Source organism: Micromonospora sp. SCSIO 07396, from assembly GCF_053667945.1.
In genome coordinates this window covers 945,326-960,133 of record NZ_CM132210.1, presented here as the reverse complement: position 1 = coordinate 960,133, position 14,808 = coordinate 945,326, and the positions used below count along the sequence as shown (strand labels likewise).

The 14,808-nt window shown below is 76.0% G+C and carries 10 protein-coding genes and 3 pseudogenes; 6 read left to right on the top strand and 7 right to left on the bottom strand.

Annotation, left to right across the window (positions count from 1 at the left end; genetic code table 11):
- Positions 1-136: 136 nt before the first annotated feature.
- Both mptB (ACWCHM_RS04380) and mptB (ACWCHM_RS04375) read right to left on the bottom strand, forming a co-directional pair.
- Positions 137-1,639 carry a polyprenol phosphomannose-dependent alpha 1,6 mannosyltransferase MptB gene (gene mptB / locus ACWCHM_RS04380; RefSeq protein ID WP_454221563.1) on the bottom strand — a complete coding sequence of 501 codons (1,503 nt, stop codon included), beginning with the start codon at positions 1,637-1,639 and terminating at the stop codon, positions 137-139.
- Positions 1,623-3,056 carry a polyprenol phosphomannose-dependent alpha 1,6 mannosyltransferase MptB gene (mptB, locus tag ACWCHM_RS04375; protein WP_454223012.1) on the bottom strand — a complete coding sequence of 478 codons (1,434 nt, stop codon included), beginning with the start codon at positions 3,054-3,056 and terminating at the stop codon, positions 1,623-1,625. The genes mptB (ACWCHM_RS04380) and mptB (ACWCHM_RS04375) overlap by 17 nt, the downstream gene beginning before the upstream one ends.
- Before the next feature lie 44 nt (positions 3,057-3,100).
- Between mptB (ACWCHM_RS04375) and ACWCHM_RS04370 the strand changes: the two are divergent.
- A pseudogene (locus tag ACWCHM_RS04370) lies at positions 3,101-3,535 on the top strand (hypothetical protein); the annotation flags it as partial.
- A gap of 195 nt (positions 3,536-3,730) precedes the next feature.
- Positions 3,731-4,909 (top strand): annotated as a pseudogene (locus ACWCHM_RS04365) (hypothetical protein); the annotation flags it as partial.
- A gap of 270 nt (positions 4,910-5,179) precedes the next feature.
- On the opposite strand, the gene ACWCHM_RS04360 reads toward ACWCHM_RS04365, so the two are convergent.
- The gene (locus tag ACWCHM_RS04360) at positions 5,180-5,767 is read right to left on the bottom strand and encodes a helix-turn-helix domain-containing protein (RefSeq protein ID WP_204959651.1); all 588 of its coding nucleotides are present in this window, start codon (positions 5,765-5,767) and stop codon (positions 5,180-5,182) included.
- Positions 5,768-6,015: 248 nt separating this feature from the next.
- Here ACWCHM_RS04360 and ACWCHM_RS04355 point away from each other — a divergent pair.
- A pseudogene (locus ACWCHM_RS04355) lies at positions 6,016-7,143 on the top strand (NAD(P)/FAD-dependent oxidoreductase); the annotation flags it as partial.
- Positions 7,132-7,794, top strand: a complete 663-nt coding sequence (locus ACWCHM_RS04350) for a class I SAM-dependent methyltransferase (RefSeq protein WP_454223010.1) — start codon at positions 7,132-7,134, stop codon at positions 7,792-7,794. The pseudogene ACWCHM_RS04355 and the gene ACWCHM_RS04350, both read left to right, overlap by 12 nt.
- Before the next feature lie 30 nt (positions 7,795-7,824).
- Here the strand turns inward: ACWCHM_RS04350 and ACWCHM_RS04345 are convergent, their stop codons facing one another.
- Positions 7,825-10,848 (bottom strand): bifunctional [glutamine synthetase] adenylyltransferase/[glutamine synthetase]-adenylyl-L-tyrosine phosphorylase, encoded by a 3,024-nt coding sequence (locus ACWCHM_RS04345; RefSeq protein ID WP_454221562.1) that lies wholly within the window; start codon positions 10,846-10,848, stop codon positions 7,825-7,827.
- 1 nt (position 10,849) lies between these two features.
- Positions 10,850-11,614 (bottom strand): type 1 glutamine amidotransferase, encoded by a 765-nt coding sequence (locus tag ACWCHM_RS04340; protein ID WP_454221561.1) that lies wholly within the window; start codon positions 11,612-11,614, stop codon positions 10,850-10,852.
- Positions 11,615-11,693: 79 nt separating this feature from the next.
- On the opposite strand from ACWCHM_RS04340, the gene ACWCHM_RS04335 reads away from it, so the two are divergent.
- The gene (locus ACWCHM_RS04335; protein ID WP_204959391.1) at positions 11,694-12,629 is read left to right on the top strand and encodes a S66 peptidase family protein; all 936 of its coding nucleotides are present in this window, start codon (positions 11,694-11,696) and stop codon (positions 12,627-12,629) included.
- A 221-nt stretch (positions 12,630-12,850) separates the two neighbouring features.
- Positions 12,851-13,318: a hypothetical protein gene (locus tag ACWCHM_RS04330; RefSeq protein WP_454221560.1), complete on the top strand. Its 468-nt coding sequence runs from the start codon at positions 12,851-12,853 to the stop codon at positions 13,316-13,318.
- Between the two features lie 139 nt (positions 13,319-13,457).
- On the opposite strand, the gene ACWCHM_RS04325 is transcribed toward ACWCHM_RS04330, so the two are convergent.
- On the bottom strand, positions 13,458-13,832 hold the full coding sequence (locus tag ACWCHM_RS04325) for a VOC family protein (RefSeq protein ID WP_454221559.1): 375 nt from the start codon (positions 13,830-13,832) through the stop codon (positions 13,458-13,460).
- A gap of 241 nt (positions 13,833-14,073) precedes the next feature.
- The gene (locus ACWCHM_RS04320) at positions 14,074-14,766 is read right to left on the bottom strand and encodes a helix-turn-helix transcriptional regulator (RefSeq protein WP_204959394.1); all 693 of its coding nucleotides are present in this window, start codon (positions 14,764-14,766) and stop codon (positions 14,074-14,076) included.
- Positions 14,767-14,808: the final 42 nt, after the last annotated feature.

Genomic DNA, 14,808 nt, shown 5'->3' with positions numbered 1-14,808 from the left:
ACGGCATCACGTCGGCTCCTTCGATGGTTCGACGCCTCCATGCCTGACACGGTCTGCCACCGGCACGCGACGTTGCCGTCACCCTACTCGAAACCGCCCATCCGGGCAGCCCGCGCCCACCCCGCACCCCGGCCCGTCAGGGCGGGTCAGGCAGGTCACGGCGGGTCGGGTACCGGCGCAGCGCCCCGAGCGCGCCCGCGAGTACCAGGACGGTCATCGCGATCGCCCCGGGTGCCTTGGTGTAGCGGGCGACCGAGGTGCCGTCGGGCAGGGTGAGGAAGGCCGCCACCGCCGCCGCCGTCACGAACCAGGTGGTCCGGGTCGCCGCCACCGCGAGCAGCAGCAGCGGCCCGGTCACGTACCACGGGTGCAGGACCGGGGCGAGCAGCACCGTCGCGGCCAGCGCCGCGCCCGCCGCACCCAGGGTGACCCGGGGCCGGGCCGCCGCAAGCCGGTGCACCCGCTGCCGGACGTCGTTGAGCCGGCGCAGCGCCGTCCACGCCCGCCACCACAACACCACCAGCAGCGCCACCAGCGCCACCAGGCCCACCGCCCGGGTCACCGGCACCGCGTCCGGCCGCCGACCGGCCAACTCGCCGACGTAGTCGACGACGAAGCCGACCGCCGTCGGTGGTGACGTCCACTGCTGCGAGTCCCCGCTACGGGCCAGCCCGGCCACCCAGCCCAACCCCAGGCCGGACAGCGCCGACACCGCCGCCAGGGTGGCCAGGACCGCCCCGGCGAGCCGGCCGCCGTCGCGCAGCAGGGCCCGCAGGGTGTAGCGGCCGTGCACCGCCGTCAACGCCGCGAACGGCAGCACCACCAGCGCGGTCGCCTTCACCGCCACCGCCAGCCCGAACAGCACCCCGGCGACGAGCAGCCCCCGGGTCCGGCCCGGCGACCGCACCAGCACCAGCAGACCCAGCGCGAGCAGGCCGAGCAGCACCGCGTCGTTGTGCGCGCCGGCCACCAGGTGCACCCCGACCAGCGGCGAGGCCAGCCCCAGCCAGGCCGCCCGGCGGGTCGGCACCCCGGCGGCACGGGCCAGGCCGGGCAGGCACAGCGCCACCAGCAGCACCCCGGCCACCGCGTACAGCCGCAGCACCAGCAGGGTGCCGAGCAGGGAACCGCCGGCTCCGGCAGCCAGGGCGGTCAACAGGACGAAGACCGGGCCGTACGGGGCCGGGGTGTCCCGCCAGATCGGCGCGACCGCGTCCACCCACGGGCAGCCGGCCGCCGCCACCCCCACCCGGTACGGGTCGTGCCCGGCCGCGTACGACCAGCCCTGGCAGGCGTACGAGTAGACGTCCCGGCTGGCCAGGGGCGGGGTGAGCAGCAGCGGCAGCGACCACAGCCCGGCGGTGACGTACGCCCACCGGGTCGACGGGGCACCGGCGCGCAACACACACCAGGCCCCCACCATCAGCGCCGTGCCGGCCAGCCAGCAGCTCACGGCAGCCGGACCGTGCGGCGCACGCCACGGGCCGGTCGGCGGCACCTCGGGCAGCACCCCGCCCAGCCAGCCGGCCACGGCGAGCAGCACCGCTCCGGTCAGCCCGCCGTAGCGGGCCACGCGGGCCCGTCCGGTCGGTGCGCCGGCCTCGGTCACCGGCCACCTCTCCTCAGTCGGCGGGCGCATCCACGGTGGCGGGTCGCCTTCCCGCCCGAGCCGACCGTACCAACCGGACAGCCACCACGATCACCAACAGCGTCATCAGCGGGGCGCCGGGCATCTTGGTGAACCGGGGCAGCCCGGTGCCGTCCGGCAGCACCAGGAACGACGAGACCAACGCCACCAGCGCGAACCACCGGGTCGACCGGTGGGTCGTCGCGGCGAGCACGGCCATCGGCCACAGCCAGTACCAGGGGTGGAACAGCGGCGCGAGGGCCACCGTCGCAGCCAGCGCCAGGCCGGCGTGCCACAGCGGGTCGCGGGTGCGGGCCCGCCACCACAGCCAGACCAGCAGCACCGCCAGCACCAGCATGCCGATCGTCCGGGTCACCGGCAGCGCGTCGACGTCCGCGCCGAACAGGGCCGCGACGTAGCCGGCGGTCTGCCCGACCGCGGTCGGCGGTGAGGTCCAGGCGATCACCAGACCGCCCTGTTCCAGGCCGGCGATCCATCCGAAGTCCAGTCCCGCCGCCAGGGTCGCGCCGGCCACCGCGACCAGCGCGCCGCCGGCGACCGGCAGGCCGTCGCGCAGCAGTGCCCTGATCCGGTACGGCCCGACCAGCGCGGCCAGCACCGCGAACGGCACCACCACCAGCGCGGTCACCTTCACCGCGCCGGCCAGCCCGAGCAGCACCCCGCCGGCCAGCAGCGGCCAGCGCCGGCCCGGGTTGGCCGCCACCACGGCCAGGCCGGCGACCAGCAGGCCGATCATCAGCGCGTCGTTGTGCGCCCCCGAGACCAGGTGTACGCCGACCAGCGGCGAGGCCAGCGCCAGCCACACCGCCCGCTGCGCCGGTACGCCGCAGCGCCGGGCCAGCGTCGGCAGGCAGGCGGCGGTCAGCGCCACCCCGGCCACGGCGAGCAGCCGGAACAGGGCGATGTTGACGGTCAGCGCGGTGTCCGGGTCGAGACCACCGGTGAGCCGTACCACCGCCCCGGCGATCATCACGAACAGCGGCCCGTACGGGGCGGGGGTGTCCCGCCAGATGTAGGAGATGGTGTCGATCCACGGGCAGGGCAGCGCCGACACCCCCTGCTCGTACGGGTTGATCCCGGCCGCGTAACTCGCGCCCTGGCAGGAGTACGCGTACACGTCGCGGCTGGCCAGCGGCGGCGCGACCAGCAGCGGCAGCACCCACAGCCCGGCGGTGACCAGGGCCCACCGGGTCGACGGCACCCGATCGCGCAGCGTCCACCACGCCCAGGCCAGCAGCCCGGTGCCGACCAGCCAGAGCACGATGATCAGCGGCCCGTGCCGGCTCTGCCAGATGCTGACCGGGGTGGGTCGCAACTCCGACCCGGGCAGCGCACCCCCGAGGTACGCGGCGACGGCGAGCAGCACCGAACCGGACAGACCGAGCCAGCGGGACAGGTGGTGAGGCACGTCCGTCATGCTGCCAGTAGCGTGGGCGCGGACCGGAGGTGGGCATGCGGGGCAGCAGGGTGGTGGGGTCGGCCACCGTGGTCGCCGTCGTGCTCGCCGGGGTGTGGCTGGCGTCGCCCCCGCTCGGGTCGGACCTGTCGGCCCAGGTGGCCCGCGCCGACTTCTTCGCCGGGCACGGCTGGGCCCTGGTCGACCTGCGCTGGTACGCCGGCATCCGGCCGCTCGGCTACAGCCTGGTCTCACCGCCGCTGATGGCAACCCTCGGGGTACGTCCCACGGGGGCACTGGCATTGGTCGTCTCGGCCGCCGCGTTCGCCGCCCTGCTGGTGCGTACCCGGGTGCCCCGGCCGCTGCTCGGCAGCCTGGTCGGGGTGCTGACGATCACCGGCAACCTGGTCTCCGGCCGGGTCACCTACGCCCTCGGGGTGGCTTTCGGGCTGGTCGCCCTGCTCGCCCTGACCCTGCCTGCCGACCGGCACGGCCCCGACGGACCGGGTTTCGCGCCAGGCACCCGGGCCGGGGCGGACCGCCGAGGCAGCGCGGGCGGGGCGGACCGCCGAGGCAGCGCGGCCGGGGCGGACCGCCGGGGCAGCGCGGCCGGGGCGGACCGCCGGGGCAGCGCGGCCGGGGCGGACCGCCGGGGCGGGCGCTGGACACGGGGCGGGGGCTGGGGCCGGCCGGCCCTGGCGGTGGCCGGTGCGGCGCTGGCGTCGGCGAGCAGCCCGGTGGCGGGTCTGTTCGTCGGCCTGGTCGGGGTGGCGCTGCTGGTCACCCGCCGATGGGCCGATGGCCTGCTGCTCGGGGTCGCGGCGGCGGTGCCGCTGGCGGTCACCGGGCTGTTGTTCGGTGAGGGCGGCTGGATGAACATCAGCGGCTCCGACGCCCTCCGGTCGGTCACGGTCAGCCTGCTGGTGGCGGCGGTGGTGGCGTACCGGCCGGTGCGGGTGGGGGCGTTGCTGTCGGCGGGCGGGGTGCTGGCGGCGGCGCTGGTGCACACCCCGGTCGGGCTGAACGCGACCCGCCTGGTGACGATGTTCGCGCTGCCGGTGCTGGCCGCCGCCGCCCGGCCACCCGCCTGGCTCACCACCCGACTCCCGCGCCGGGCCGCCCCCGGGTCCGGCGGGGCCACCCGACCGGTCCCGCCGGTCAGCCCGCCCGTCGGGACCGGCGCGGTGGCGTTGGCCGTGCTGCTGGCGGCGGTGTGCTGGTGGCTGCCCCCGGTGGTCCCCGCCGACGTCCGCAGTGCCGACGATCCGACCGCCGATCGCAGCTACTTCGCCCCGCTCGCCGCCGAGCTGGGCCGGCGCGGGCTCACCGGGCGGGTGGAGGTGCCGCCGACCCGCAACTACTGGGAGGCGGCACAGCTCGGCGAGGTGCCGCTGGCTCGGGGTTGGCTGCGTCAGGTCGACATCGGCCGCAACCCGCTGTTCTTCACCACCGTCCCCGGGGCCCGCGGCACCGGTGTGCCGTTGACCGCCGACAGCTACCGGGCCTGGCTGGACGAGTACGCCGTGCAGTACGTCGCCGTCGCCGACGCGCCGCTGTCCTGGGTGGGCCGGACCGAGGCGGACCTGGTCGGGGCGGGGTTGCCGTACCTGACCGAGGTCTGGTCGGACCGGCACTGGCGGTTGTACGCGGTGACCGACCCGATGCCCCTGGTCGCCGGGCCCGGGGTGCTGGTCCGGCAGGACGCCGCCACGCTGACGTTCCGGACCACCGCCGCCGGCCAGGTCCCGGTCCGGGTCCGCCACTCCCCCTGGCTGACCGTCTCACCCGGGGCCACCGTCACCCCCGATGGCCCCTGGACCCTGGTCACCGTCCCCCACGCCGGCACCTGGACCCTCCACTCCTGACCCGCCGGCCCCCCACCCCGCCCGCCCTCGCGCCCGCTCGCGCCCGCTCGCGCCCGCTCGTGTCGATCAAGAGGTTGGCGTCAGCCTGGTCGCCGTTCCTGACGTAAACCTCTTGATCACCGCAGACCACCCCGTCCGGGCCGGGCGATCAAGAGGTTTGCGTCAGCCCCGCCCGGATCTTCGACGCCAACCTCTTGATCACCACGCCGTTGCCCCGTGATCAAGAAGTTGGCGTCACGGATTCGCGGTAGGGTGACGCGAACCTCTTGATCAACTCGACTGGGCGGGGGCGGTGGGGCGGGCGCGGACGTGCAGGCGTTCGCCCTGGGGGCCGAAAAGGCTGAGGATCTCGGCCGGCACGTCGAACGGGTTGCCGAACCAGTGCGGGGTGCGGGTGTCGAACTCGGCGACCTCACCGGCGTCGAGGGTGAGGTCGTGCCTGCCGAGCAGCAGCCGGATCCGGCCGGAGAGCACGTAGAGCCACTCGTACCCCTCGTGCACCTGCGGGGCCGGCTCCCCCACCGGCGTCTGCGGCGGATACATCATCTTGTACGCCTGGACGCCACCCGGGCGGCGGGTCAACGGCACGATGGTGACGCCGTGCCTGACGACCGGCCGGCGGTGGACCCGGGGATCCCTGGTCATCGGCGTGCCGACGAGGTCGTCGAGCGGCACCCGGTGGAAGCGGGCCAGGGCGAGCAGGAGTTCCAGGGTGGGCCGCCGGCCGCCGGACTCCAGCCGGGACAGGGTGCTGACCGAGATCCCGGTCGCCGCGCCGAGCTGACTCAGCGTCACGCCACGCTGCTGCCGTAACGCCCGCAGCCGCGGCCCGACGGTGGTGAGCACCTCCTCCTCGATGGTGACACCGGTATCGCCCGGCACCACCCACTGCCCCGGTCCGGGCCCCTGCCCCGCCGCTGCGGCCCGCCCGGGGCCGTCGCGCACCGGGCTTGGGCCGGCGCGTCGGGATGCCGCCGTCTGGTCGCTGTGATCGTCGGTCACCGCACCAGTTTGCCATTCCGGCAAAGAAATTTGGCAGTACGGTGAGCCGGGCGGACGATCCGGGGCATCGGCGGGACGGACCCGCCCGGAGGGAGGCAGTGGTCATGACGTACCCGGTGGTGCACGACGTGGTGGTGGTCGGTGGCGGCGCGGCCGGGCTCAGCGGTGCCCTCGCCCTGGGCCGGTTCCGCCGCGACGTGGTGGTGGTCGACGGCGGCGCCCCGCGCAACGCCCCGGCCGACCACGTGCACAACTTCCTGACCAACGAGGGCGTCCCACCCGCCAGCCTGTACGCGACGGGCCGGGCCGAGGTGGCCCGGTACGGCGTGACCCTGCTCGACGCCACCGTCACCGCCGCCCACCCGCTCGACGGCGCACCCGCGACCACCGGTGCGAACCCGACCGGTGGCGCAGGCGAGAGCAGCGCAGGAGAGAACGGCGCAGGAGAGAGCAGCGCAGGCGAGAGCAGCCCGGCCGACAGTGCCGGGCCGGCGCGGTTCGCCGTGACGCTGGCCGACGGCCGGGTGCTGCACGCCCGGCGGTTGCTGGTCACCACCGGCCTGGTCGACGAGCTGCCCGACGTGCCGGGGCTGGCCGGGCGGTGGGGCCGCGACGTGCTGCACTGCCCGTACTGCCACGGGTGGGAGGTGCGCGACCAGGCCGTCGGGGTGCTCGCCACCGGACCGATGGCCGCCCACCAGGCGCTGCTGTTCCGGCAGCTCACCGACGACGTGGTGGTCTTCACGCACACCGCCGGGCCGTTGCCCGCCGACGAGGCCGAGCGGCTGGCCGCCCGGGGCGTCACCGTGGTCGACGGCGAGGTGGCGGAGCTGGAGGTCACCGCCGACCGGCTCACCGGCGTACGGCTGCGGTCCGGGCGGGTGGTCCCCCGGGAGGCGCTGGTGGTGGCGCCCCGGTTCGGCGTCCGGGCCGCCTTCCTCGCCGGGCTGGGGTTGGCCCCGGAGGACTTCGTCGTCGGCGGGCACGCCGCCGGCGACCGGATCGCCGCCGACGCCAGCGGCGCGGCCGGGGTGCCCGGGGTCTGGGTGGCCGGCAACGTCACCGATCCGCAGGCCACCCTCATCGCCGCGGCGGCGGCGGGGCTGAAGGCCGCCGCCGCGCTCAACGCCGACCTGATCGCGGAGGACACCGACCTGGCCGTCGCCGCACGACGTACCGCCGCCGGGCAGGCCGGGGCGGCGCACACGCAGACCGGGGTCGTGGCCGGGCAGGCCGGGCCGGACGGGGGGCAGGCCGGCCCGGTGGACGAGGCGACCGCCAGGCACTGGGATGAGCTGTACCGGGGCCGGGAGCGGTACTGGAGCGGGCGGCCCAATCCGCACCTGGTCGACGTGGCCGGGACGCTGCCGCCGGGCACCGCGTTGGACCTGGGCTGCGGCGAGGGCGGCGACACGGTGTGGTTGGCCCGGCAGGGCTGGCGGGTGACCGCCGTCGACGTCTCCACCGCCGCCCTGGAGCGGTCGGCCGCCGCGGTGGCTGCCGCCGGGATGGCGGCACTGGTCGACTTCCAGCGGCACGACCTGGCCCGGACCTTCCCGACCGGCGTGTTCGACCTGGTCTCTGCGCAGTTCCTCCAGTCGCCGCTGGAGTTTCCCCGGGCCGAGGTGCTGCGGGCGGCGGCGCGGGCGGTCGCCCCGGGCGGGCGGCTGCTGGTGGTCGAGCACGGGGCGGTGCCGCCGTGGGGCAACGCCGCGCACCACCACACCCGGTTCCCCACCCCGCAGGAGACCCTGGCGGTCCTCGACCTCGACCCGGACGGCTGGCACGTCGAGCGGCTCGACGTGCCGCAGCGGCAGGCGACCGGCCCCGACGGCCAGACCGGCACCCTGGTCGACCACCTGGTGCTGGTGCGCCGCCGGTAGGCCCGGCGTACCCGTCCCCGACGCCGGGGCTCAGACCCCGGCGTCGAGGACGCGTTGCATCGCGGCCCGGGAACGCCTGGCGGTGCGCAGGTAGTCGTCGAGGAACTCACCCGGGTCGTCCGCGCCGAGCAGCCGCACCACCCCGGCCAGCTCCACCCCGTGCCGGGGAAGCTGGTCACCGGCGCGTCCCCGGACCAGCATCAACGCGTTGCGGACCTGCGCGGCGAGGGTCCACCCGGCGGTCATCGCGACGGCGTCCGCCGGGTCGACCAGCTTGGCGTCCCGGGCCGCCGCGAGCGCGTCGAGGGTACGCGTGCCGCGCAGCTGCGGGTACGCCCCGGCGTGCCGGAGCTGGAGCAGTTGCACCGCCCACTCGACGTCGGCGAGGCCACCCCGGCCGAGCTTCGTGTGGGTGGCCGGATCGGCGCCCCGGGGCAGCCGTTCGTTCTCCACCCGGGCCTTGATCCGGCGGATCTCGACCACCTGTTCCCGGGTCAACCCGTCGGCCGGGTAACGGACCGGGTCGACCATCTGCTCGAACTCGGTGCCCAGGTCGGCGTCGCCGCAGACGAACCGGGCCCGCAGCAGCGCCTGCGCCTCCCACACCCGCGACCAGCGGGCGTAGTACTGGGCGTACGCGGCGAGGCTGCGCACCAGCGGGCCCTGCCGCCCCTCGGGGCGCAGGTCGGCGTCGACGCCGAGCGCCGGATCGGGGGCGGGGGCACCGAGCAGGCGGCGCAGTTCCTCGGCGATCGCGTGCGCGGCGGCGCTGGCCGTGCTCTCCGCCGTCCCGGCCGGTGGGTCGTAGACGAAGAGCACGTCGGCGTCGGAGAGGTAGTTCGACTCGTACCCGCCGAGGCGACCGAGGCCGATCACCGCGAACCGCAGGCCGGGCAGCTCCGGCTGGGCGGCCCGGACGGCGCGCAGCGCGGCGGACAGGGTGGCGTCGGTGACGTACGACAGGCCGGTGCCGACCCGGGTGACGTCGGCCAGCGGGCCGGCAGGTGCGCCGCGCTCGGGTCGCGGGGCCAACCCGCCGGCCCGGCTGAGCACGTCGGCGCAGGCGATCCGGACGAGTTCCCGGCGACGCAGCGCGCGTACCGCCCGGGTCGCCTCGACCGGGTCGGCGTGCCGGGCCGCGGCGGCGGCGAACCCGTCGCAGAGCACCTCCCGGGGCCGGGGGGTCAGTTCGTTCTCCTCGGCCAGCAGCCGCAGCGCCTCCGGTTCCCGGGCCAGCAGGTCGGCCGCGTACCGGGACGAGGACAGCACCCGGGCCAGCCGGCGGGCCACCGGGCCGGAGTCGCGCAGCAGCCGCAGGTACCACGGGGTGCTGCCGAGCTTGTCGGAGACCTGGCGGTAGTTGAGCAGCCCCCGGTCCGGTTCGGGCGCGTCGGCGAACTCGCTGAGCAGCACCGGCAGCAGGGTGCGCTGGATGGCCGCCGTCCGGCTCACCCCGCCGGTGAGGGCCTGCAGGTGCCGCAGCGCCCCGGCCGGGTCGGCGAAGCCGAGGACCTCCAGCCGGTGCCGGGCCGCCTCCGGGGTGAGCCGCAGACCGTCGGCGGGCACCCGGGCCACCGACTCCAGCAGCGGCCGGTAGAGCAGCTTGGCGTGCAGCCGGCGTACCTCGGTGGCGTGGGCGACCCAGTCGGCCCGGAAGCTCTCCACGGCGCTGCGGCCGGGGATGGCGGCGTAGCCGAGCGCGGCGGCCAGCCAGCGCAGCGCGGCCGGCTCGGTCGGCACGGTGTGGGTGCGCCGCAGCGCCTGGAGCTGGAGCCGATGTTCGACACCGCGCAGGAAGCGGTATCCGCGTAGCAGCGCCTCGCCGTCGGCCCGCCCGACGTAGCCACCGGCCACCAGCGCGCGCAGCGCCGGCACGGTGCCCGGCACCCGCAGCGACTCGTCGCCCCGGCCGTGCACCAGTTGCAGCAGTTGGACGGCGAACTCGATGTCCCGCAGCCCGCCCGGACCCCGTTTGATCTCGCGGTCCAGCTCCTTCGGCGGGATGTTGTCGATGATCCGGCGGCGCATGGCGCGTACGTCGGAGACCGCCTCGGGACGTTCGGACGCCCGCCAGACCAGCGGGGCGAGGGCGTCGATCCACTCGCCGGCCAGCGCCAGGTCACCGGCGGCCGGCCGGGCCTTGAGCAGCGCCTGGAACTCCCAGGTGCGGGCCCACCGCTGGTAGTAGGCGAGGTGGCTGGCCAGGGTGCGCACCAGCGGCCCCCGGTTGCCCTCGGGGCGCAGCGCGGCATCCACCGGCCAGGCGACCAGCCCGCAGACGTGGATCAGCCGGGCGGCGACGGTGGTCGCGGCGGGCAGGTCCTCGTCGGTCGCGGCCACGAAGATCACGTCGACGTCGGAGACGTAGTTCAGCTCGTCGCCGCCGCACTTGCCCATCGCCACCACGGCCAGCCGGGGCCGGGGCGTGCCCGCCGGCAGCTCGCCCACCGCGATCTCGTACGCCGCCGCGAGGGTGGCGTCGGCCAGTGCGGACAGCGCCGACATCACCTGCTCCAGGCCGCGTCCGCCGGTCAGGTCGGCCGCCGCGATCCGCAGCAGCGCCAGCCGGTACGCCTGCCGCAGCACCGCCACCGGCGCGGTGGCGGTGGTCAGCCGGCCGGCGAGCGCCAGGTCGAGCCGCCCGTCGGCGGTGGGGGCCAGCCCGTCCGGGGCGGTGCCGAGCACCGTCCACTGTCCGGGGTTGGCGACCAGGTGGTCACCCAGGGCGGAGGAGGCCCCGAGCACGGCGACCAGCCGGCGGCGCAGCCCCGGGTCGGCGGCGAGCGCGGCCAGCAGCTCCGACCCGGTCGCCCCGTCGTCGGCGGTACGGCGTTCGGTCTCCACCATCCGGTGCAGCTGGCGCAGCGCCAGATCCGGGTCGGCGGCCCGGGAGAGCGCGGCCAGCAGGTCGGCCGCCGACCGGTCGGCGGGTTCCTGCTCGTCGGCCTGCCACAGCCCGAGGCCGTCCGCCCCGAGCAGGTCGGCGGCGCGGACCCCACCGTCACCCTCGGCGAACCCGTAGCGGGCCAACCGTCCCCTGGTCGGTCTGCTCATCTCAGTGCCCGAGCAGGGGCAGGCTGCGGCGGGTGTCGTCGTCCAGTTCACCGAGGGCGAGGGCGGCGAACCGGACGGCGAACGGCTGCCACACCTCCTCGACGTCGGCCATCACCCGGTCGCAGGCGGCCACCACCAGGTCCTCGTCGTAGCCCAGCTCGGCGAGCAGCGCGGAGCCGCGCGCCCATTCGGCGATCATGGCGGTGTCGCACTCGATGTGGAACTGGAGACCCCAGGCCCGGTCGCCGAGCCGGAACGCCTGGTGCGGGTAGCGGGTCGAGGCGGCCAGCAGGGTGGCGGCCCGGGGCAGCTCGGTGATCTCGTCGGCGTGCCACTGGAGCACGTCCGGGATCAGCGGCACGTACCGGAACAGCAGGTCGCTCTCGGCGGCGTCGCGCCGGCCGACCACTCCCGGGCCCACCTCGGGGCCGGACGGGCTGCGCTCGACCAGGCCGGCGTGCGCGGTGGCGAGCAGCTGTGCGCCGAGGCAGACGCCGAGGGTCGGCACCCGGTGCCGGACCGCCTTGCGCAGCAGCCCTTCGAGCTTCGGGAACCAGGGTGCGCCGGGGGTGCCGTCGGGGGCCGGGTAGGCGTGCTGGTCACCGCCGAGCACCACCAGCGCCACGTACCCGGTGAGGTCGTCGGGGATCTCGTCGCCGGCGTGCGGGCGCAGCACCCGCAGCTCAAGTCCCCCCTCCGCCAGCCACTCCCCCAGCCGTCGGGGGTCGTCGGTCGGGTCGTTCTCGATCACCAGTGCGGTTCCCACGCCGTCGAGGCTATCGGGTGCGTCGACCGCCGCCGGGAACGCCTCGGTCCGCCCGGCGGGGCGGCTATGCTCGGCCGCTGTGATCGCCGACGACCCGTCCGTCCTGCGCCCGCCCGTGCTCCGCGAGGGCGACACGGTGCTGCTGGTCTCGCCGTCCGGGCCGACCCGGCCGGAGCGGGTGGCCCGGGGCATCGAGCTGCTGACCGGCTGGGGGCTGTGCCCGCAGGTGGCGCCGAACGCGTACGCCAGGCGGGGTTACCTCGCCGGTGACGACGCGCTGCGCGCCGCGGACCTGAACGCCGCCTTCGCCGACCCGCAGGTGCGCGGGGTGATCTGCACCCGGGGCGGGTACGGCGCACAGCGGGTGGTCGACCTGATCGACATGGCCGCCGTCCGGCGGGACCCGAAGGTGGTGGCCGGGTTCTCCGACATCACCGCCCTGCAGTTCGCGCTCTGGCGGGGTGCCCGGTTGGCCGGCGTGCACGGCCCCGGGGCGGCCTGGGTGGACGAGCGGACCCCGCTGCGCTCGGCGGAGTCGCTGCACGCCGCGCTGATGACCACCGCGCCGGTGACCGTCGCGGCGGTGCCTACCGAGGAGACCTACCCGGTGCGGGTTCCCGGCCGGGCGGTGGGCCGGCTGCTCGGCGGGAACCTCTGCCTGATCACCGCCACCCTCGGCACCCCGGACATGCCGGACCTGACCGGGGCGGTACTGCTCGTCGAGGAGGTGCAGGAGCCGCCGTACAAGGTCGACCGGATGCTCACCCACCTGCGCCGCGCCGGGGTGCTCGACGGCCTGGCCGGGGTGGCGGTGGGCCAGTTCACCGACTGCGCCGACGGCTGGGACACGACCGTCGTGGACGTGCTCACCGACCGGCTGGGCGACCTCGGCGTGCCGGTCCTCGGCGGCCTGCCGATCGGCCACGGCCCCGGCCAGCTCACCGTCCCGGTCGGCACCACCGCCACCCTCGACGCCACCGCCGGCACCCTCACCACCACCCCCGCCGTCCGCTGACCCCACCCCCACCCCCGCCCCGCATTCCTCGTCTCGCCCCGCCTTGCCTCGGTGATCAAGAGGTTTGCGTCGCGGGAAAGCGCGTTCCTGACCGAAACCTCTTGATCACCGGGGCGAGGCGGTGGAACTTTCAGCTGGCGGACAGGGTCGGGACGGGAGTTTTCCAGGTTCAGTGGTCACTGTCGGTGACGTCAACATCACCACCGACCCATGGAGGACTGATGTCCCGCACGATGTCGAAGAAGCAGCTGCTGGTCGGCCTCGCTGCCGCCGGCGTGCTCGGGGTGGGGATCGCCGCTCCGACGGTGGCCTTCGCCGAGGAGTCGGCGACCCCGACCGCCGGCGTCAGCAGCGAGGCCGAGCCGGGTGCCGACCAGCAGCAGCGCGCCGACCGCAAGAACGAGCTCGCCGAGGCGCTCGCCAAGGAACTGGGGGTGGACACCGACAAGGTGACCGCCGCCCTGGAGAAGGTGCGCGAGCAGCACCGGCCCAAGGGTGACCGGCCGGAGCGCCCGTCGCCGCAGGACCGGCAGGAGAAGCTGGCCGTGCGGCTGGCCCAGGCGGTCAAGGACGGCAAGCTCACCCAGGAGCAGGCCGACGCGATCACCAAGGCCGTCGAGGCCGGGGTCTTCCCGGGTCCGGCCGGTCGCGGCCACCACGGCGGCCCGGAGGGTACGCCCGACAAGTGACCCGCTGCGGCCCGCCCGACCCGGGCGGGCCGCCCGACCCGGGCGGGCCGCCCGACCCGGGCGGGCCGAAGATCGACGCGACAGGGCCGACGTTGTGGTGTCCGACGCACTGGGACACCGCAACGTCGGCCCCCTGGCGTCAGGCGCGGTCGCCCGAGGAGAAGAGACCGAGGTGGGTGCCCACCGGGTCACGCACCACGGCGCGGGTCAGGCCGCTCGGCGTGGTCCGGGGCGGGGTCAGCACCGTGCCGCCCGCCGCCTCGATCCGCTTGCAGGTCTGCGCCACGTCGGCCACCTCGGCGTAGAGGATCGCGTAGCCGGGTGCGCCCTCGGCGAGAGCCCGGATGCCGCCGCCGATGCCGGTCGACTCCCCCGCTGGGGTCGTCCGGTAGGAACCGCCCTCGGCCGTGCCCTCCTCGGTGAAGGTCCAGCCGAACAGCTCCGCGTAGAAGCTCTGCGCCTCGTCCGGCCGGTCGGTGCCGATCTCGAACCAGGTGACGGGTGTGCTGGTCACGCGTTGCCTCCTGTTCCCCCGCCGACCGGGCGGCCGGCGGGCTCGCAGCCAGCTTCCCGGGTGTCCGCGACACCGTCCTGTCGGTGTTTACCGCCCGGTCCACCCGGCCACGCACACCGATCCCTCCGGACAGCCCCCGCACCGATCCGTCCGGACAGCCCCGCACCGACCGGCCTGGGCGACCACGCGGCCGGCCTGGGCGGCTCACGCGCCGGCCGACCCGGGCAGCCGGCATGCCGGGTCAGACCAGGGTCAGCCGGCGCACCCGCGCGGCGGGGACGTCCAGATCGGCCGGGGAGAACTCCCGGGTCACCCGCTCCGACAACGCCTCGACCCCGACGATCCGGTCGGTACGGAAGCAGCGCAGCCCGGCGCGCAGCCGGCACCAGGCGAGCAGATACCAGTGCCGGTCGTTGCCGAGGTAGCCCAGCGGCTCGACCTCGCGCGACGAGGGCACGTCGTAGCGGTCGGCGTACCGCAGGCGTAGCACCCGGCGGGCGGCGACCGCGTCGGCGACGACGGCCGGGACGGACGTGGTCGGCCCGGTGCCGGCCAGCAGCACCCGGCCGGCGAGCAGGCGCGCGTCGGCGGCGTCGGCGGCCGGCAGCACCGCGAGCAGTTTGCGCAGCGCCGTGCCACCGGCCACGGCGAACGGGGTGCCGGCGAGCCGGTGCAGGGCCACCGCCATCGCCACCGCCTCGGTGGCGGTCAGGTTGACCGGCGGCAGGGTGTGCGACCGGTCGACCACGTAACCGCCGGTGCGACCGGGCTCGGCCCAGATCGGCACGCCGGACTCCTGGAGGGCGACGATGTCACGTTCGACGGTGCGGGTGCTCACCTCGAACCGGTGGGCCAGCCAGCGGGCGCTGCGCGGCCGGGGCGAGACCGCCCGCAGCTCCTCCACCAGGGCATAGAGACGATCCGTCCGGTTCACCCCCGCACGCTACGACGGGGGTACGACACCCGACCCCGGCCA